The 18,653-nt window shown below is 41.2% G+C and carries 16 protein-coding genes; 9 read left to right on the forward strand and 7 right to left on the reverse strand.

Annotation, left to right across the window (positions count from 1 at the left end; genetic code table 11):
• Positions 1–183 (forward strand): hypothetical protein (locus PSE72_RS15925; protein ID WP_272691008.1); only part of this gene is annotated, 183 nt, incomplete at its 5' end.
• An 81-nt stretch (positions 184–264) separates the two neighbouring features.
• Here the strand turns inward: PSE72_RS15925 and orn are convergent.
• Positions 265–810, reverse strand: a complete 546-nt coding sequence (gene orn, locus PSE72_RS15930; protein ID WP_109912143.1) for an oligoribonuclease — start codon at positions 808–810, stop codon at positions 265–267.
• A gap of 110 nt (positions 811–920) precedes the next feature.
• On the opposite strand from orn, the gene rsgA reads away from it, so the two are divergent.
• The 4 genes from rsgA (at position 921) to PSE72_RS15950 (ending at position 6,748) form a co-directional block, all read left to right on the forward strand.
• The gene (rsgA, locus tag PSE72_RS15935; RefSeq protein WP_004907389.1) at positions 921–1,973 is read left to right on the forward strand and encodes a small ribosomal subunit biogenesis GTPase RsgA; all 1,053 of its coding nucleotides are present in this window, start codon (positions 921–923) and stop codon (positions 1,971–1,973) included.
• Positions 1,974–2,129: 156 nt separating this feature from the next.
• Positions 2,130–3,026, forward strand: coding sequence for an archaetidylserine decarboxylase (gene asd / locus PSE72_RS15940; RefSeq protein ID WP_115168107.1), 897 nt, complete (start codon positions 2,130–2,132; stop codon positions 3,024–3,026).
• 33 nt (positions 3,027–3,059) lie between these two features.
• Positions 3,060–6,401: a miniconductance mechanosensitive channel MscM gene (gene mscM / locus PSE72_RS15945; RefSeq protein WP_115168108.1), complete on the forward strand. Its 3,342-nt coding sequence runs from the start codon at positions 3,060–3,062 to the stop codon at positions 6,399–6,401.
• A gap of 8 nt (positions 6,402–6,409) precedes the next feature.
• A complete protein-coding gene (locus PSE72_RS15950; protein WP_115168109.1) occupies positions 6,410–6,748 on the forward strand; it encodes a hypothetical protein in 339 nt (112 codons plus the stop codon).
• A 3-nt stretch (positions 6,749–6,751) separates the two neighbouring features.
• On the opposite strand, the gene PSE72_RS15955 is transcribed toward PSE72_RS15950, so the two are convergent.
• The 5 genes from PSE72_RS15955 to pldA all read right to left on the reverse strand — a co-directional run bounded on the left by PSE72_RS15955 (position 6,752) and on the right by pldA (position 12,484).
• Positions 6,752–7,555: a tetratricopeptide repeat protein gene (locus tag PSE72_RS15955; protein ID WP_115168110.1), complete on the reverse strand. Its 804-nt coding sequence runs from the start codon at positions 7,553–7,555 to the stop codon at positions 6,752–6,754.
• A 256-nt stretch (positions 7,556–7,811) separates the two neighbouring features.
• On the reverse strand, positions 7,812–8,624 hold the full coding sequence (yigL, locus tag PSE72_RS15960; RefSeq protein WP_115168111.1) for a sugar/pyridoxal phosphate phosphatase YigL: 813 nt from the start codon (positions 8,622–8,624) through the stop codon (positions 7,812–7,814).
• Positions 8,625–8,637: 13 nt separating this feature from the next.
• Positions 8,638–9,633, reverse strand: a complete 996-nt coding sequence (gene pldB, locus PSE72_RS15965) for a lysophospholipase L2 (RefSeq protein WP_115168112.1) — start codon at positions 9,631–9,633, stop codon at positions 8,638–8,640.
• A 20-nt stretch (positions 9,634–9,653) separates the two neighbouring features.
• Positions 9,654–11,480 (reverse strand): ATP-dependent DNA helicase RecQ, encoded by a 1,827-nt coding sequence (gene recQ, locus PSE72_RS15970; RefSeq protein ID WP_198641737.1) that lies wholly within the window; start codon positions 11,478–11,480, stop codon positions 9,654–9,656.
• A 110-nt stretch (positions 11,481–11,590) separates the two neighbouring features.
• Positions 11,591–12,484 carry a phospholipase A gene (gene pldA, locus PSE72_RS15975; protein WP_004907375.1) on the reverse strand — a complete coding sequence of 298 codons (894 nt, stop codon included), beginning with the start codon at positions 12,482–12,484 and terminating at the stop codon, positions 11,591–11,593.
• Positions 12,485–12,638: 154 nt separating this feature from the next.
• On the opposite strand from pldA, the gene PSE72_RS15980 reads away from it, so the two are divergent.
• The 4 genes from PSE72_RS15980 to PSE72_RS15995 all read left to right on the forward strand — a co-directional run bounded on the left by PSE72_RS15980 (position 12,639) and on the right by PSE72_RS15995 (position 18,260).
• Entirely contained in the window at positions 12,639–13,109 is a 471-nt protein-coding gene (locus PSE72_RS15980) for a thioesterase family protein (RefSeq protein WP_115168113.1), read from the forward strand.
• A gap of 156 nt (positions 13,110–13,265) precedes the next feature.
• Positions 13,266–14,159, forward strand: coding sequence for an EamA family transporter RarD (rarD, locus tag PSE72_RS15985; protein WP_115168114.1), 894 nt, complete (start codon positions 13,266–13,268; stop codon positions 14,157–14,159).
• A 928-nt stretch (positions 14,160–15,087) separates the two neighbouring features.
• Positions 15,088–16,440, forward strand: coding sequence for an APC family permease (locus tag PSE72_RS15990; RefSeq protein WP_115168115.1), 1,353 nt, complete (start codon positions 15,088–15,090; stop codon positions 16,438–16,440).
• 101 nt (positions 16,441–16,541) lie between these two features.
• Positions 16,542–18,260 carry an amidohydrolase gene (locus PSE72_RS15995; RefSeq protein WP_094962470.1) on the forward strand — a complete coding sequence of 573 codons (1,719 nt, stop codon included), beginning with the start codon at positions 16,542–16,544 and terminating at the stop codon, positions 18,258–18,260.
• Between the two features lie 147 nt (positions 18,261–18,407).
• Here PSE72_RS15995 and PSE72_RS16000 read toward each other — a convergent pair whose 3' ends face one another.
• Complete coding sequence (locus tag PSE72_RS16000) at positions 18,408–18,551, reverse strand: Hok/Gef family protein (RefSeq protein ID WP_110591039.1); 144 nt, start codon at positions 18,549–18,551, stop codon at positions 18,408–18,410.
• Positions 18,552–18,653: the final 102 nt, after the last annotated feature.

The following is an 18,653-nucleotide window of genomic DNA, read 5'->3' on the forward strand; positions in this document are numbered from 1 at the left end:
ATCACATTTCTGGATGTTTCACGTGCCGACTCAATAACAAAAACTTCATCGGTACGGGGAGCGCATTATACGAAAAATTCAGATACTAGCAAGCCCTTGCGCTCAAAATTTTTATTTTTTTATTCGTTTGCTGACAATTCAATCACAATGGTGATTTTATCAACACCCGTTGTAATAAACTGATTTCAATAAGTTAACATTGTTAACTTATTGAGAAAAAACCGCGAATGAAAGTCGCCAATGGCGACTTTCATAACGAATCATTTATTCTTTAATAAATGTTTCCCGATAATAAGCCAGTTCAGCGACCGATTCACGAATATCATCAAGAGCTTGGTGGGTATTTTTCTTCGAAAACCCTGCTAAAATTTCAGGTTTCCAACGACGAGCAAGTTCTTTAAGTGTACTAACATCAAGATAACGATAATGAAAATAGCGTTCTAATTCAGGCATGTAGTTAAATAGAAAACGCCTGTCTTGCCCAACACTATTCCCACAAATCGGAGATGCCCCTTGGGGAACCCATTTTTCTAAAAACTCAATGGTGGCTAGCTCAGCTTCACGCTCACTCACGGTACTTTTGCGCACACGTTCAACTAAACCACTATTGGTGTGAGTGTTTACATTCCACTCATCCATTAAAGCAAGTTGTTCATTCGTTTGATGAACTGCAATTACAGGGCCTTCTGCTAAAATATTAAGATGGCTATCTGTTACAATAGTCGCTATTTCAATAATACGATCACGAACAGGATCGAGCCCCGTCATTTCTAAATCGATCCAAATTAAATTATTCTCATTCTTTTGCATGATATACCCTAACTGCATTCTATGAAGTTAAGGTATGATAGCACTCTTCATGCCTTCAGTGACAGGCGTGAGTAACCCCTAAAATACAGCCCATAGTAAAGAGAGGACAGGTGGCTAAACAGAAACTTTCGAAAGGCCAACAGCGCCGAGTTCAAGAAAATCATCAAAAAAGACTTAAAAAGCAAAAAACAGTTGAAATTGATGATAGCCAATTAGGTGAAGCACAAGAAGGCTTAGTCATTAGCCGTTTTGGGCAACATGCTGATATTCAAGCAAGTGACGGAACTATCCAGCGCTGTAACTTGCGTAGAACTATTTCATCCCTCGTAACAGGGGATAACGTGGTGTGGCGGCCAGCCTTGAACACACAAAGTGATATCAAAGTAAATGGCATCGTCGAAGCTGTTCATGAACGCCGTTCTGTCCTAACTCGTCCCGATTATTATGATGGCTTAAAACCGATTGCTGCTAATATTGACCAAATTGTCGTAGTTTCCGCTATTTTACCTGAGCTTTCGCTGAATATTATTGACCGCTATTTAGTTGCCTGCGAAACCACAGGGATTAAGCCTGTTATCGTTCTCAATAAAGTCGACCTACTCGACGACGAAAACCGTGAGTGGGTAAGCGATTTAATGACGATTTATAGCGATATTGGCTATCAAGTTCTCGAAGTTTCAAGCCATACCAACGAAGGCATGGAAGCACTTACTAACGCGCTAGCAGGTAAAGTTTCAGTATTTGTTGGTCAGTCTGGAGTGGGCAAATCAAGTTTATTAAATGCATTACTCCCACATAATGAAGAAACAATTCTAGTCAATGAGGTTTCAGACAACTCAGGGCTAGGACAACATACGACGACGACAGCTCGTTTATACCACTTCCCGTTGGGCGGCGATGTGATTGACTCCCCTGGTGTGCGTGAATTTGGTTTATGGCATTTAACAACGGAACAAGTGACCAAAGGATTTGTCGAATTTAAAGATTACCTTGGTGGCTGTAAATTCCGTGACTGTAAACATTTAGATGATCCAGGTTGTCTGTTACGTGAAGCCGTAGAAGCAAATAAAATTGCTGAATCACGTTTTGAAAACTACCATCGCATTTTAGAAAGCATGGAACAAATCAAACCTCGTGGCAATTTTACGGCAAAAGATAAATAATGTTAGTGAGTGCTTACAATTAACTCCCTAACGCTAAGACAGCTCTAAATAATTTAATTACGGTTAACCTGTTACGCGACCGTTTGAAATATGACGAGTAAACTGTGTACAATAGCCGCCCTTTTGCTAACATACCTTTAAAAATCAGAGGTTAACGTGCTAGATAAAATTAAAATTCGCTTGCAATATATGCTTCCAAAACAATGTCTTACTGAATTTGCAGGCTGGTTCGCAAGTCGCAATGCGGGTTTCATGACGCAATGGGCAATTAAACTGTTCGCAAAAGCCTATAAAGTCAACATGAATGAAGCGCAAAAAAGTGAACTTACTGCTTATGCCACTTTTAATGATTTCTTCATCCGTCTGCTAAAAGAAGGCGCACGCCCGATTGTCGAAAAAGAGCACCAACTTGCTCAACCTGCTGACGGTGCAGTTAGCCAATTAGGCCCGATTAATGATGACCTTATCTTCCAAGCTAAAGGCCATAATTACACAGTGGAAGCGTTACTTGCAGGCCAATACCAATTAGCGGAACGTTTTCGTGGTGGTGACTTTATTACCACTTACCTCTCCCCGAGTGACTATCACCGTGTACACATGCCGTGTGACGGTTTGCTCAAAGAGATGATTTATGTTCCTGGTGATTTATTCTCTGTTAATCCATTGACGGCACAAAATGTTCCCAATCTATTTGCACGTAATGAACGCTTGATTTGTGTCTTTGACACCCCTGTCGGCCTAATGGTACAGATCCTCGTCGGTGCAACTATCGTTGGTAGTATTGAAACCGTATGGAGCGGTTGCGTTAACTCCTCTCGTGAAGGCGTCATTAAGCGTTGGGTTTACCCTGAGTTAAACTCTGAAGGGGCTGTTTTCTTGAAAAAAGGTGAGGAAATGGGACTATTTAAATTGGGTTCAACAGTGATTAATTTATTTGAACCTAACAAAGTGACATTTAATTCATCACTAATCCCCGGTTATGCAACTCGCATGGGCGAATTACTCGCTGAAACTGTTGCAAATACAGTGACAGAAAAAGCCGTTGACGCTTAATTACATCATTATCCCTTGAAGGAGCTCCTCACTGTGCGTGTGATTATCAGTTTTTTTCTTAGCCTGTTAATCGTTTTCTCTTCCGTTGCAGCACCAACTGCAGCGCAGGATGAAGCACAGATTAAGCAGGAGCTCAAACAACTTGAGTCAAGCACCAACCCCAAAGATGCAGAGATAGCACAAGCATTACAGGGTGCTTTGAATTGGATGAGTGAAACACGTGATTCCGATGCAAAAGCCAAATCTTATCAAGAAGCTATTGATAATTTCCCTAGAATTATCAAAGAAATAAGACAAAAAATCCTCAATGAAAGTGATGAACCAGCCCCAATACCGGTAGGTATCAGCTTAGGTGAGCTTGAACAACGTATTATTCAGCTTAGCAGCCAATTACTCGATCAAAGCCGCTTAACTCAGCAAGAGCAAGATAAAGGCCGAGAAATCAGTGAATCATTAAGTATTCTGCCACAACAGCTTTCTGAAGCCAGACGTTTACTGACTGAAGCCACCGCACGCTTTCAGTCTTTGAGTACACCATCAACGCCATTAGCCGATGCCCAGTACACATTGGCTCAAGCCGAAGTAAGTGCTCGCAAATCAACAGTTAATGAACTGGAAATGGCGCAGCTTTCTGCCAATAACCGACAAGAAATCTCACGCCTTACGTTGGAATTATACAAAAAACGCTATCAACGTATGGAACTTGAGTTACAAAACCTGCGTGATTTCCAAAATACCCAACGCCAACAAAAAGCTATTTTAGCGTTAGAACACACAGAAATGTTGGCCGCACAAGGGGAACTAACCCCATTTTTAACTGAGCAGCTTGATATTAACCGCAAAATGTCTCAGGAATTAACAGCTCAGGCACAGCGCATGAGCGCCATCACCAATAGCCAAGCAGAAATTTCAACCAGTATCCGTGATGCTCGCCAAGCACTCACAACTATTCGCGAGCAAGCTCAGTGGATCAGCAGCTCAAGCACATTAGGGGAAGCACTCAGAACACAGCTTTCCCGTTTGCCTGATATTCCAAAAAGCCAACAGCTTGATCGTGAAATGGCTGATTTACGCGTGCAACGCTTAAATTATGAAGATAGCCTCGATAGACTAAGTAAAATAGATACAACCGAGCAAGAAACCGAGCATGAGCTTAATGCAGCTCAAGTGCAAGTTTATCAGTCATTAATTAAAACCCGCCGAGAGCTACTGACCTCTTTAATTTCCGGTCTTGATGCTGAAATGTTAGAGCTAACAAAGCTTAATGTCGCTACTGGGCAATTAACCGATGCATTAAAAGAAGTCAAAGATGCTTCCAACCGTTATCTTTTCTGGGTCGCAGATGTTCCACCAATAAGCATCAGCTATCCTGTCATGTTAGTAACTGATATTACTCAATTACTTTCACTGGATACCTTGTCCCAACTTGCTGGTGCACTGAACGTTATGCTGACAACTCAAGATACCTTTTTGTATCTTCTTGGTTCGATAGCATTAGTCATTTTCAGTATTAGCACGCGTAAGCACTACCAAGCATTTCTTGACCGCTCCAGTTTACGTATTGGTAAGGTGACACAAGACCGGTTCTACTTAACCATTCGAACCATTTTTTGGTCAATTATTGTTGCTCTTCCTCTACCTATGATGTGGTCAGCCATCGGCTATGGCTTACAAAGTGCATGGCAATACCCCATGGCCGCGGCGATAGGTTATGGTGTCAGTGCGACGACACCTTTATTGTGGCTGTTTATGATCAGCGAAACCTTTTCTCGTCCAACCGGGCTATTTATTTCTCACTTCGGTTGGGACAAAGATTCCGTTAAACGTGCGATGCGTTATTACCGAATGGCGATTTTTGTCATCGTTCCATTAGTGATGGCAATTATTACCTTTGAACATTATAGCGATAGGGAATTTGCAGCCAGTATTGGCCGTTTCTGTTTTATCTTTTTATGTGTTGCACTTAGCTTAATTACCAACAACTTGCGTCGTTCACAAATCCCTCTCTATTTAGATAGACATGGGTCCGGTGAGAATATCGTTAATAAAGCCTTGTGGTGGATGATATTACTCGCACCTATTGTTGCTGGGTTCTTCTCCATTTTAGGTTATTTCTCAACCTCACAGGCCCTGCTTGCACGTTTAGAAACTTCTGTTGCCATTTGGTTTGTCATCCTTATCGTTTATCATACTATTCGCCGTTGGATGTCGATGCAGCGCCGTAAATTAGCCTTCGAGCGTGCGAAACAACGCCGTGCTGAGATATTGGCGCAACGTGCTAAAGGTGAAGACGATAGCCAGCAAGCAAACGCCAGTAGTGAAGGAAATATTGATATCGAAGAACAGGTTATCGACTTGGATACCATTAGCACCCAATCTGTGGGGTTAGTTCGTTCGATTTTAACCATGATTGCCTTGGTTTCATTAATTTGGCTATGGTCTGAGCTACATACTGCATTCTCTTTCCTTGAAAATATTCGCTTATGGGATGTGACCTCAACGGTTAATGGCGTTGATACGGTACAACCTATCACCATGGGCTCTATTTTCATTGCTATTTTGACTATTATCGTTACTGCCCAATTAGTTCGTAACTTACCCGCTTTACTTGAGCTGGCAGTACTCCAACATTTGGATTTAACGCCAGGTACCGGTTACGCTATCAGCACACTAACCAAGTATACGATTACTATTATCGGGACCATTGTTGGCTTCTCTATGTTAGGGATTGAGTGGTCAAAACTACAATGGCTTGTAGCGGCGATGGGGGTCGGACTTGGTTTTGGCTTACAAGAAATCTTCGCTAATATTATCTCAGGGTTGATGATCTTATTTGAAAAACCGATCCGGATTGGAGACACAGTAACTATCCGTAACTTGACCGGCAGTATTACCAAGATCAATACCCGTGCAACCACGCTAACAGATTGGGACAGAAAAGAAATTATTGTGCCAAATAAGGCATTTATTACTGAACAATTTATTAACTGGTCACTTTCTGACACAATCACACGTATTGTCATGACGATTCCTGCACCTTCTGATGCCAATAGTGAATTAGTGACAGATACTATTTTACGTGCAGCTCAACGCTCTACGATGATTTTAGACAACCCGGCACCTGAAGTATATCTTGTTGATTTACAACAAGGTATTCAGATTTTTGAATTACGTGTCTATGCCGCAGAAATGGGCCACCGGTTACCTGCACGCCATGAAATACATCAAAACATCCTAGTATCCTTTGCTGAACAAGGGATTACCTTGCCATTCCCACCATTCCAAGCAAGGGTGGATGTCCGTGATAACTCTCTGCAAAGTGCGACAAACAATCTTTCAGGACGTAATCCAAGCCGTAAATCTGGGGAACTGTAAGCCGTATTATGCCATTACAATTAGATGAAAAAGACGAATTAGTGATATTGAGGATCGCCCAACTTGAACGTGTTGGGTCGATTTTATTCTTTTTGATTCCATTAATTATCTTATTAATTGTTGGGAAAGCTTTTGCATTTAATACGCTATATCTTTGGCAAGTGTATTGTGCGGTTTATATCGTCGGGTTTCGTGTACTTTGTGGCAAGCTATCATCGCAACAGCAACAGCTAGCTATTCGTCGAGGCTGGGGAAACAACCGTTTTTATCGGCTTTCTTGGTGCTATCTTGTATTATCGGTTGTCATACTGGTGGGATACAAAATCGTATCCCACACATCTGCTTAATCGTTAGCTGGCTTTAAAACCATACGATTTAATATAACCTTCCGCTAATTTTTGTGCCTGCTGTAATTCTTCAGGACTTAACTGCTCCGCAATCTTATTCTGTAGACGATGACTTTCTGCGTTACCACTGTAAACCGCAGTTGCAAGCCATGCGTAGGCTTGCTGCAAGTTTTTCTTCACGCCACGTCCTTCAGAGTACATGACACCTAAGCGGTCTTGAGACTTAGCATCTTTTTGTTTCGCGGCTTTTCTAAACCAAAAGACCGCCTTTTCGTCATCTAAATCAACACCACTACCAATCGAGTACATTTGGCCTATCTGGAATTGAGCCAGTATATTTCCGCCCTGCGCAGCTTTTCTAAACCAAAATGCCGCTTTTTCTAGGTTTTGAGTAACACCTAAGCCTTGCGCGTACATCATCGCCATGTTTGTTTCAGCTCGGGTATCACCTTGAGCGGCGGCTTGTTCATACCATAGCATCGCTTTGTCATAATCACGACGCACACCAAAGCCATTTACAAACATCGTACCAAGGCGGAATTGCGCATCTGAATTCCCTTGGTTTCCTGCTTTGATGAACCACTCAGCCGCGGCTTTAGAATCTTGAGAAACACCTAATCCCTTAAAATAACGCTCACCTAGCTGGAATTGGGCTTTAGGGTCACCTTTTTGCGCTAACTGCGTAATTTGTTCAATCGAGGGTTCTTGTGTTGCTGTTGCCGATGCCGGCGCAGTGGTAGGTTTAGCAGTTAAAACGGAACTAAAACAAATCGAGCCTAACAACAGTACTAACGCAATTCTTTTCATCCTAAGGAACCCTCAACAGTGCAATATGCAACCTGTGAAAACAGTGCTATCCATTAATATCGACCTAAACACTCATCCCCCTAGTTTAAATTTACTTTTTGTCAGAAAAAATAGGAAAAGTGACCTAAATTTCACAAAAAGCACGTTTCGCTGTATTTTCGCTGTGGGAACTTACGTTTCTGGTCTAATTGCGATAATAAAAAACCAGATAAACATATTGCCTATCTGGTTTCTCTATTTCAAATAACAAAATGAATTATGCGTTATTAAGGTATTTATTTCTCAGATAACGAGCAACAGCATCATCACTATTCGAGCCAATGACTTCCATGTGTGGTAACGCATCTTTTAGCAACTGATGTGCATTTTGCATGATGCAGCCTTTTCCGGCCATCGTTAGCATTTCTTTGTCATTCATGCCATCACCAAACGCAATGCTATCACTCGGTGTATAGCCATGTAGAGCAGCTACTTGCTTCAAAGCTTCCCCTTTAGAAACAGTACCAGCCATAACTTCTAAACAGCTACGCAGTGAAAACGTTACATTCACTTTATCTTGCCAGCGTGCTTGAATGCGCCGCTGTAGATCCACCAGCAAATCATGATCTTCACTGGTGTAGTAAACTTTACAGACCTCAGAGGTGACAAAATTATGGCGGTCAAACAACTGGTAGTTAAATACCGATTCTTTAAAAAACTCTTTTTGTTCAGGGCTTTCACGGTTGATAAACCAATCATCACCATGGTAGTAATTAGTGACAAGCTCAGGGTTATCAAATTCCATCAAACACAGCTCATGAGCAATTTGAGGAGCAACATTGTGCTCAAAAATTAAGTCACCACGGGTATTATGGATCCGCGCACCATTAGACGTGATCATATACGCATCGATGCCTAAACCATCACGGATTTGAGCAACATCCACATGGTGACGGCCTGTTGCAAACACAAAATGCACATCTTGCGAAGTTACTAGCTGTTTCAAAGTGTCTTTTGTATAAGACGTTAAGTCATGATTGGGAGATAACAGTGTCCCATCCAAATCGGAAGCAACTACAGGATATTTCATATTCAAACCCTAACTAATACTGCTCAAAAAAATCACAGATAGCATTGAGCGCCATCGCTCTTAATGCATCCACTTCAAATAGGATTTCATGGTGTGCCCCTTCAATAATGAGAGGTAATTTTTCTTCTCGTCCTATTTTCGCTTTTTGTCGGCTTTGACAAAAAGCTTGTAGCTCTTTATTGCTGACCACTTTTTCTTCACTGGCTTCCAACACCATCAGTGGCACATCAATTTCTCCCGCTTTCGCAATTAGCTCATCGCCAATCACAAAACTTTCACGTAGCCAATGATAAGTTGGCCCACCCAAGCGCAATTCAGGGTAATCGGCATAATAGCGTAAGTAGCGCCGATAACGCTCCGAGCTGTGTGTTAATACATTGATTAAATAAGGTAATGGCTGCCATTTCCCAGTAGAGGCCGCGTAATCATTACGAACGCTTTCACGCGATTCCGCTCTATCAACAATAAAGCTCGCCATCCAACGAGGCATGGGTAAATTAATACCAATCATCGGTGCACATAAGGTTGCGGCATCAAATGTGACGTTATCTCGCAACAAATACCCGGCTAAAATAGCACTTCCCATTGAATGTGCTAATGCATAACATTTTGGGTAATGCCGATATTTAACCTCAAGCTCAATAAACTTTTCAAAATCGTCAATGTAATCAGTGAATTTTTCAACATGGCCTTTTTGAGGATCAGCTAACATGCGCCCTGATCGCCCTTGACCACGATGATCAATAATAAAAACATCATAGCCTAAATGATAAAAATCATAAGCCACTTCAGGGTACTTCACATAGCTTTCACTACGCCCCGGTGAAATGACTATCGCTTTATGGTGCTTTGGATGAATAAAACGGACATAGTGAATGGGAATATCATCAACTCCCATAAATTGAGATTCTTCTCGATGTTGCCAGAAATCTAAAAGCGGGCCATTTGTAAAAGCAGAAAATTGAGTTTCTCGATTCAGCCAACTCTCTTTTAGGTTTTCAGACGTCATCCTGCAGTTTCCTTATTTATTCATTCATAACCTTCAAGATGGTCTTGGATAAGTGCCATAAATGCCACTCCAAAACGTTCGAGTTTGCGCTCGCCAACACCATTAATTAACAATAATTCGGCAGGTGAAGTTGGAGTGTGCTCAGCCATTTCAATTAATGTTGCATCATTAAACACGACAAATGGTGGAATATTTTCTTCATCTGCAATGGACTTACGTAATTTACGCAGTTTCGCAAATAATTTTTTATCATAATTGCCATGATAAATTTTGTTTTGTTGATTACGGCTTTTTACCACTAAAACACGCGGAACTGCTAGTTTTAGTGCCGCTTCGCCCCGTAATATAGGCCGTGCAGCCTCAGTTAATTGAAGCGCTGAAAAATGCGTAATATTCTGAGTGATCATACCTAAATGGATCAATTGGCGAATCACACTAACCCAATGTTCATTACTTTGTTCTTTACCGATACCATAAACAGGCAGTTTGTCATGGCCTAAATCACGGATACGTTGATTATTAGCACCACGCAATACCTCTACAATATAGCCGATACCAAACCGCTGACCAACACGATAAATACAGGATAGCGCTTTTTGCGCATCCACTAACCCATCGTACTGTTTTGGCGGATCTAAGCAAATATCACAGTTACCACAAGGCTGCTGACGATTTTCGCCAAAATAATTGAGTAACACCAAACGACGGCAGGTTTGGGCTTCAGCAAAAGCCGCGATGGCATTCAGCTTATGCCGTTCGATATCTTGCTGCATACCTGCAGGTTTTTCCTCAAGGCAACGACGTAACCATGCCATATCGGCCGGGTCATAAAATAAAATGGCTTCGGCCTCAACACCATCACGCCCTGCTCGCCCTGTTTCTTGATAATACGCTTCGATATTACGTGGAATATCGAAATGAGCGACAAACCGAACGTTTGATTTATTAATTCCCATCCCAAAAGCCACTGTCGCCACGACAACTTGCAGATTATCTTTTAGAAATGCGTCTTGTACCCACTCCCGTTTAGCAGCCTCTAACCCTGCATGGTATGCTGCAACGCTTAGGCCTCGTTTTTGCAAGCGCTCTGTCGTTTCTTCAACCTTACTGCGACTGTTACAATAAACAATACCCGCTTTTCCTTTTTGGCCTTTAATAAAAAACCAAAGTTGATCTAACGGTTTATATTTTTCGACTAAGGTATAACGAATATTTGGCCTATCAAAGCTACTCACATGAACTAATGGCTCATGTAGCTCCAATAAGCGAATAATGTCTGCACGTGTGGTTTCATCTGCAGTTGCGGTTAACGCCATCACGGGTACATTAGGCAATGATTGCCGTAATTGGCCTAGTGCACGATATTCAGGGCGAAAATCGTGTCCCCATTGAGAAATACAGTGGGCTTCATCCACGGCTAGCAAAGTGATATTCCACCCTGCTAATTGGCTTAGAAAATAATCAGTTAATAGCCGTTCAGGGGCAACATAAAGTAATTTTATTTCCCCCTGACTGCACAGCTCCATGATTTGACGCTGTTCTTGTGACGTTTGTGATGAATTTAAACATGCCGCATTAACCCCATGTAACCTTAATTGGTCAACTTGGTCTTTCATTAATGATATTAATGGCGAAACAACCAGTGTGACACCGTCTTTAACTAAAGCAGGGACTTGGTAGCAAAGGGATTTACCGCCCCCTGTTGGCATTAACACTAAGCAATCACGGTTATCTAAAATGGCCCCAATGACAGCATCTTGCCCAGGGCGAAATGACTGATAACCAAATGTACTATTAAGCACATGTTCAGCCAATGAAAGTTGGTTAATGACGCAAGCGGTGGACACAAACTTCCTCAATCGATAAAACAAGCCGCTGCCCAATTGAGCAGCGAAGTTGTTGATTTATGACTTGGTATTTCACTCAGAACTGAATAGAGCACTGAGTTTTTCTTCCATTACAACATATCGTTTAGCATAACACCGATACCAAAACGGGTTTGGCGATAATTGTAGTCTATCATCGACTCACCATATCCGCTAAACAACTGGGTATAAAAACGCACATGTTTACTAATTGGATAACTCCACCCCAACTCTGCACCACCGTAACCGGTATTCCAGTTATAGCGTCCAGTCGTAGTAAATACGCTATCTCCCAATGCATATCCTACCTTTAAGCGATAGTAGCCCATGTATTTGGTAATATCAGAATTATCATCACGCCCTTCACTTTCATGAATGCGGTACCAAGGTTTAAGGTCAACTTGCCAATTACCATTTTGCGCCATTGCCCTCGCATATACACGGTTCCAGCTGCGAGAGGTCGGTTCTGAGCGCCCATTTGACTCGTGGTTAAAGCCCGTTTCAATCTCACGTAACGTCCAACCCGCAAATTGGTAGTCAGTTAGCCAGCCAACAAACACCTGAGGCTCATAGTTGGTTTCTCTAAATGGTGAAGATTCTTTTTTATTACTTAACTGCCACCAAGAACGTTGAGTATAAGAAACGGCTAAAATGGAATCATCACCAGCAATACCGGCCCATAATGGAAAAGCTAAACTTAGTTGAAATTTAACTTCATCCTTTAACGCATCATCGCCCCAATTGTAGCTAGAAATCGCTTTTTTATTCATCGAGGAGGTATAGGTATAAATGATGTAATTCGATTCATACGGATACAATACAAATGGATTATCATGGTGTTGTAGTAATCCTGAAATGATACTTCCACGTATTGGTAGGGTATTTTTGACATCTTGTTCAGGCTGAATACTTGTATTTTCAGTCGCAAACAGTGAAGCAGACCAAAAGCTGAGCACTGCACTTAACAAAATCGGTAAAGCGCGCATTAGTCATTCCTATTTCAACATCGTCCAAAAAAAGTTTGTCCTATTTTACACACAAAACTGAATAACTGTTGAAAGATTATTCATTCGTTTGTTAGAGACATAATTTACACGTAATGTTAACTTATTATTTACATATTTTTAAAGGATGAAAACGATGAATGACCGTACTTATACTTTAGAAGAAGCCAGTGAGTTAATGAGCCATGCATTTATTTATAAAATGCCATTTAACCAATTACTTGGGATTAAGTTAATGAGTCTAAATGATGATTTTGTTCAGCTTACCGTTGAAAATCGTCAGCAATTAATTGGTAATTTCACTCAGAACATTTTACATGGCGGTGTGATCGCTTCGGTTTTAGATATTGCAGGAGGCATGGTGTGTATTAACCGTATTTTGCAGCGCATTAATCCATTAACTCATACTGAGATTGTCGACAAAATGTCTCGCATGGGAACAATCGACCTACGAGTTGATTATTTACGCCCTGGTCGAGGCCAACTTTTTACCGCCAGTGCCAGCTTATTAAGAGATGGTAATAAAATAGCCGTTACACGCTGCGAACTTCATAATGAAAACAATCAGCATATTGCGACAGCAACGGCAACTTACCTGGTGGGATAAAATAGATACAAATAATTAGTCACCTACTAAACTAATAACTTGTAAAAAAACCTGAGCAATGTCACATTAGTGGTATCAAAAATCGTGCCGCTTAAATCGGCTCGGTCTCTCTGTATAAGTATCTTTTTAGTCTTTAATTCAATTTCAGAGCCAACAATGAGCCAGCAAAATACTACCAAAGGCGTGTTATGTGCCTTAGGCGCCTATTTTATTTGGGGTGTCGCACCTATTTATTTTAAAAGCATCCAAGAAGTGCCTGCAGAAGAAATCCTGACTCATCGTATTATTTGGTCATTTTTCTTTATGATTTTATTATTAACCGTTTCACGCCATTGGAGTTATGTCCGCCAAGTACTGAAGCAACCAAAGAAAATATTAGTTCTTGGGGTAACGGCAACGACAATTGCATGTAACTGGTTAATTTATATTTGGGCAGTTAATAATGGTTATATGCTACAAGCTAGCTTAGGTTACTTTATTAACCCACTAGTTAACGTACTGTTTGGAATGCTATTTTTACAAGAACGTTTTCGCCGCATGCAGTGGATTGCTGTTGGCCTTGCGCTAACGGGTGTATTGATCCAGCTTTGGCAATTTGGCTCAGTGCCTGTGATTGGTCTAAGTTTGGCTGTTACATTTGCTACCTACGGTTTATTACGTAAAAAATTAGGGGTCGATGCACAAACAGGAATGACATTCGAAACACTTTGGCTACTTCCTGTCGGTATTATCTTCTTATTATTTTTTGCAGATAGTCCAACTAGCAATATGGCAATGAATGACTGGCATTTGAATGCACTGCTGATTGCCGCAGGGGTAATTACTACGGTGCCACTGTTACTATTTACAGAGGCAGCTAACCACTTAAGGCTTTCGACTCTAGGCTTTTTCCAATATATGGGGCCAAGTATTATGTTCTTACTCGCCGTCTTTATGTACGGTGAAGTGATGACATCTGAATTGTTAGTCACCTTTGGCTTTATCTGGGTTGCATTAATTTTATTTACATTAGATGCTTTATATACCCAGCAAAAACTGAGAAGAAAATAACGGATAACGGTTTTCAGAAACTCAGGTGACCGATAAATAGCGTTAATATTAAATGCCGACTCTCGTTTTATATTTTAAACGAAGTCGGTGTTTCATTATATGGAACTTGAATAGTAAGTTTAATTAATGCAAATAGGCTATTTAATTTTATAGCCAATTCTTTGCCTGCCTCATAATAAATTAAGCTTAAATCAAATCTCGTTGTTCTTATCTATAATACCCATTGAGAAAAAATAAATTTAACTATATAAAATCAATAAGTTAAACGAAAAAATTCACCTTGATTTTCTATCCATAATGGCTATTATTTAATTTATCTTAAATCCACTTCAATTAATAAACATATCCATCAAACAACTCTTTGAAATAAAAGTAGTTGTTTATTTTTTTCAATTAATGATTGCTTAATAGGGACTTGGTAATTATATTGTACGCCGCTTGTATTCACCCCAGCGGATGGTGATGGTCCGATTCATCACTGACGTTTCATTAAAGTGCGCACGATGACATTTCATTTTAAAAATGTCCTGGTGCGAGGTTTTCTGAAATTGAATACAGCCGGTTCTAAAATTTAATTTAATACAATCATGTAGCGTTAAGACTCTAAATAATTCGAAAATACAACTAGGCGGCAAGCAAGGGAGTCGCTAGGAGCATACAAAAGTATGTGACTACTGCGAGCGAGCAAAGCCAACGACGTTGTAATTCGAAGTATGACGAGTACGACTCTAAATAATTCGAAAATACAACTAGGCGGCAAGCAAAGGAGTCGCTAGGAGCATACAAAAGTATGTGACTAGTGCGAGCGAGCAAAGCCAACGACGTTGTAATTCGAAGTATGACGAGTACGGCTGCATTTTAGGTTCACTCGGCCTGTGCATTCAGACAGAGTTAACGTTGTTTAAGGGCTTTTGGGAAGGGCTTAAAAATGCAACAGAATACCGTTCAAATGAAACGCGTACTGACCACACCTGCGTTAGTTTTTTTCGGGCTGGCTTATATGGTGCCACTCGGAATTTTCACCACCTATGGACAAGTAACTGTATTAAGTGAAGGCCATCTGCCTGTCGCTTATTTAATTACATTAGCTGCCGTCTTTTTCACTGCCATGAGCTATTGCCGCATGACAAGCGCACTTCCGCTTTCAGGATCTGCTTATTCATACGTGCAAAAAACCTTTGGCGGCACACTCGGGTTTTTAGTGGGTTGGGCACAACTGCTCGATTACCTCTTTCTACCAATTATTAACTACATTGCAATTGGGATCTTTGTCCATGAAGCGTTCCCCGATATCCCAATGTATGTGATTATTTGCAGTACCATCACAATTGTTAGCATTATGAATATTTTGGGAATTAAATTAGTTTCCTCAATGAATATGCTAATCATTTTAATGCAATTTGTATTTATCGCAGTGTTCCTATACTTGAGTTTTAAAACTTCATTTGTATTGGATACTGATGCTTTATTGGCACCTATTACGGTAATGTCAGAACAAGTATCAGGGTTATTTGCAGGTGCAGCGGTACTCTGCTTAGCCTTCCTTGGCTTTGATGCGATCTCCACCATGGCAGAAGAAACCAAAGATGCACGTAGTGCGTTACCAAAAGCGATTCTATACACCGTGTTTATCGCAGGTACGCTATTTGTCATCATTTCCTATGGTGCGCACTTGGTTTACCCGATGTGGCAAGATTTCATTCCTAACACAGATATTGCTAGCCTTGCGGTAATGAAACAAGTTGGTGGTGCGATGATGGCTTCTAGCTTTATCACCGCTTATGTTATCGGTGTATTTGCCTCGGCAATGACCTCACAAGCCAGTATTGTGCGTATTTTCTATGCGATGGGCCGTGAAGGTGTGTTACCACGTTCGCTGTTTGCTTATCTGCATCCAAGACTCAATACACCGGTTTACTCGATTATTTTTGTTGCGCTAGCGTCACTGCTTTCATTAGTGCTTTCGCTCAGCATGGTCGCTTCAATGATCAGTTTTGGTGCCTTAATTGCGTTCACTTTTGTGAATTTATCGGTCATTAAACATTTTTATATTGACCGTAAAGCACCACTGGATAATACAAAAATTATCACTTGCCTGATTATGCCTTCTATTGGTGTTATCCTAACATTGTGGTTATGGACAAGTCTTGATAGCGAAGCCTTTAAAGTGGGTTTATGGTGGTTAGCTGCAGGTGCAATTTACTTAGCACTTCTGACCCATGGTTTTACTCGTCGTCCACCTGCAATCTCTGACGATGAAACTGAAATGATTATTAACTAAGCATTTCAAGTCTTATAAATGATTACGGGGGAGCACTTGCCTTCCCCGTTGTTTTTTTAGCTCTGGTGCCACCAAAGCACCACTGATACAGACGGTTTACAATGAATAATCAATTAGCTGACGTTATTTATTTTAACGGTTATATATATACTGCGGATGATAAAAATCGCGTTGTCGATGCGGTTGCTGTTCGTGATGGTTACATTCTTGCCACAGGCACTTCTGATGAACTTCATCAGTATGTTGGCCCTGAAACAGAGAGTATCGATCTCGAAGGCAAAATGATGATGCCTGGTATCATTGATGGTCATATGCACCCTTTTTGGGGCGGTATTCAACTCTTCGGTTGTCATTTAAATTATGAATCGTTAACTATCGAGCAAATTTTAGAGCGTGTACAAGATCACCTCGATAAAGACCCTCGTACCGGGGAAAATGATTGGCTCAAAGTCACTGCATGGCTGCGCCAAGGTATGATCCCGGCGGGTGTTGATATGTATCGTGAAGATATGGACAAGCTCAATACAAAACGCCCTGTCGTATTATTTTCAAATGACTGCCATACATTGCTAGCCAATAGCCGTGCTCTCGAACTATTTGGTATCACTAAAGACACGCCTGAGCCACCTGATGGTAAAATTGGCAAATACGAGAACGGTGAGTTGAATGGCATCCTTGAAGATGCACCCGCTATGCGTGCTGCCGATAGCATTCCTTCAATTCGTGACGACCAAGCAATTGAAGTTGCTGAATTAGTACAGAAAGTACTTAACCAGCAAGGTGTGACTATGGTGATGGACGCCCGCGTTTCAGAACAACAGCTTGAAGCCTTTTCTCAATTACAGCAACGTGGTGACCTTACGATCCGTTTCCAAGCTGCTCGTGAAATCACCCCCGATGAAACACCAGATGTTGCTTCAGTAGCGGCAGCCGTGGATAAAGCCGTTGCATTTGCCAAAAAATGGCACCAAGCTGATTGGACACCAACCCCAGGTATTGGCTTGAATAATATTAAAATGTTTGTTGATGGTGTCATGCAATTTCCAACAATGACAGCGTCGTTATTGCAGCCATACCGCATTAATCAAGGCACAGATGACACGCCTAATTGGGTAGAAACGGATAACTATGGTGATCTCTATTTCACAGCTGAAATTCTTGATGAATTAATGGAAAAAATTGCCGCAGCAGGCTATGACCCTCACTTGCATACTGTTGGTGAAGGTGCCGTTTCCATCGTATTAGATGCGATTGAAAAAATGCGAGCAGCGCACCCAGAAAAAGATATTCGCCCAGGACTCGCTCACAATGAACTAGTCCATGCGGATGATTACGCCCGTTTTGCGCGCTTAAAAACCATCGCTTGTTTATCTTTCCAGTGGGCAGCCCCAACTCCAGAGCTAGCGGCTTTTGAGAAAAAAATGCTCGGTGATGAACGTTTTGAGCAACTTGAACCCATCGCTAAATTTGTCGATGCTGGCGCGGTTGTTGCATTTGGTAGTGACTGGCCAATCGATGATTTCGATGAGTGGTATGATTTAAAAGTCGCAGCGACACGCCGTGGCCGCGATATTAATGGCCAAAAAGCACCGAGACTCGATAATGACCGAGATTTGACGGTAATTGAAGTTTTGCGCTCTGCAACCATTGACTCTGCTTATGCACAGCACCGTGAAGATGTACTCGGCTCATTAGAGGCTGGAAAATTTGCTGATATGATCGTGCTAGATCGCAATGTATTTGAGATCCCTGCTGATGATATTGAAAATGTAAAAGTATTACGTACAATTATTGGTGGAAAAACTGTACATATTGCTTAATTATTTATTTAGATAACTAATTAAATAAACACCCCAAAGATTCAATAATATCTTGGGGTGTTTTTAATTGGGCACTTAATTCCAAACCTGAATACTCACAATTAAATCGGGAAATTACGAGGGAATAAACTCCCTCGTAAAGCAACATTATTCTTCGTAAGAAAACGTTGTTTGAACAACTGTATTTCCATGACTAATGACAATTAGGCAAAGCCTATCCCGCATTAATAGTGAAATACCGAACACGGTAATACACGCCGAAACAAACGCAATCACTGCGAACTTGCTCATTTCCCTTGACCTCTTAATAGTTAAGAGGCACAATCCTAATTGTTCGGTTAGGTTTGGGCCTCGTTGGTTAATAATAACTAACGGGGCTTTTCCATTTCTAAT

The organism is Providencia sp. PROV116 (genome assembly GCF_028482485.1).
GTDB lineage: Bacteria > Pseudomonadota > Gammaproteobacteria > Enterobacterales > Enterobacteriaceae > Providencia > Providencia rettgeri.

Bases quoted from the DNA above. Each gene is read 5' to 3' on its own strand.
- pldB (WP_115168112.1), bottom strand. From the start codon at position 9,633: ATGACGTCTGAAAACCTAAAAGAGAGTTGGCTGAATCGAGAAACTCAA.
- PSE72_RS15955 (WP_115168110.1), bottom strand. From the start codon at position 7,555: ATGAAAAGAATTGCGTTAGTACTGTTGTTAGGCTCGATTTGTTTTAGT.
- yigL (WP_115168111.1), bottom strand. From the start codon at position 8,624: ATGAAATATCCTGTAGTTGCTTCCGATTTGGATGGGACACTGTTATCT.
- PSE72_RS15995 (WP_094962470.1), top strand. From the start codon at position 16,542: ATGAATAATCAATTAGCTGACGTTATTTATTTTAACGGTTATATATAT.
- rarD (WP_115168114.1), top strand. From the start codon at position 13,266: ATGAGCCAGCAAAATACTACCAAAGGCGTGTTATGTGCCTTAGGCGCC.
- PSE72_RS16000 (WP_110591039.1), bottom strand. From the start codon at position 18,551: ATGAGCAAGTTCGCAGTGATTGCGTTTGTTTCGGCGTGTATTACCGTG.
- PSE72_RS15980 (WP_115168113.1), top strand. From the start codon at position 12,639: ATGAATGACCGTACTTATACTTTAGAAGAAGCCAGTGAGTTAATGAGC.
- pldA (WP_004907375.1), bottom strand. From the start codon at position 12,484: ATGCGCGCTTTACCGATTTTGTTAAGTGCAGTGCTCAGCTTTTGGTCT.
- PSE72_RS15990 (WP_115168115.1), top strand. From the start codon at position 15,088: ATGCAACAGAATACCGTTCAAATGAAACGCGTACTGACCACACCTGCG.
- orn (WP_109912143.1), bottom strand. From the start codon at position 810: ATGCAAAAGAATGAGAATAATTTAATTTGGATCGATTTAGAAATGACG.
- PSE72_RS15950 (WP_115168109.1), top strand. From the start codon at position 6,410: ATGCCATTACAATTAGATGAAAAAGACGAATTAGTGATATTGAGGATC.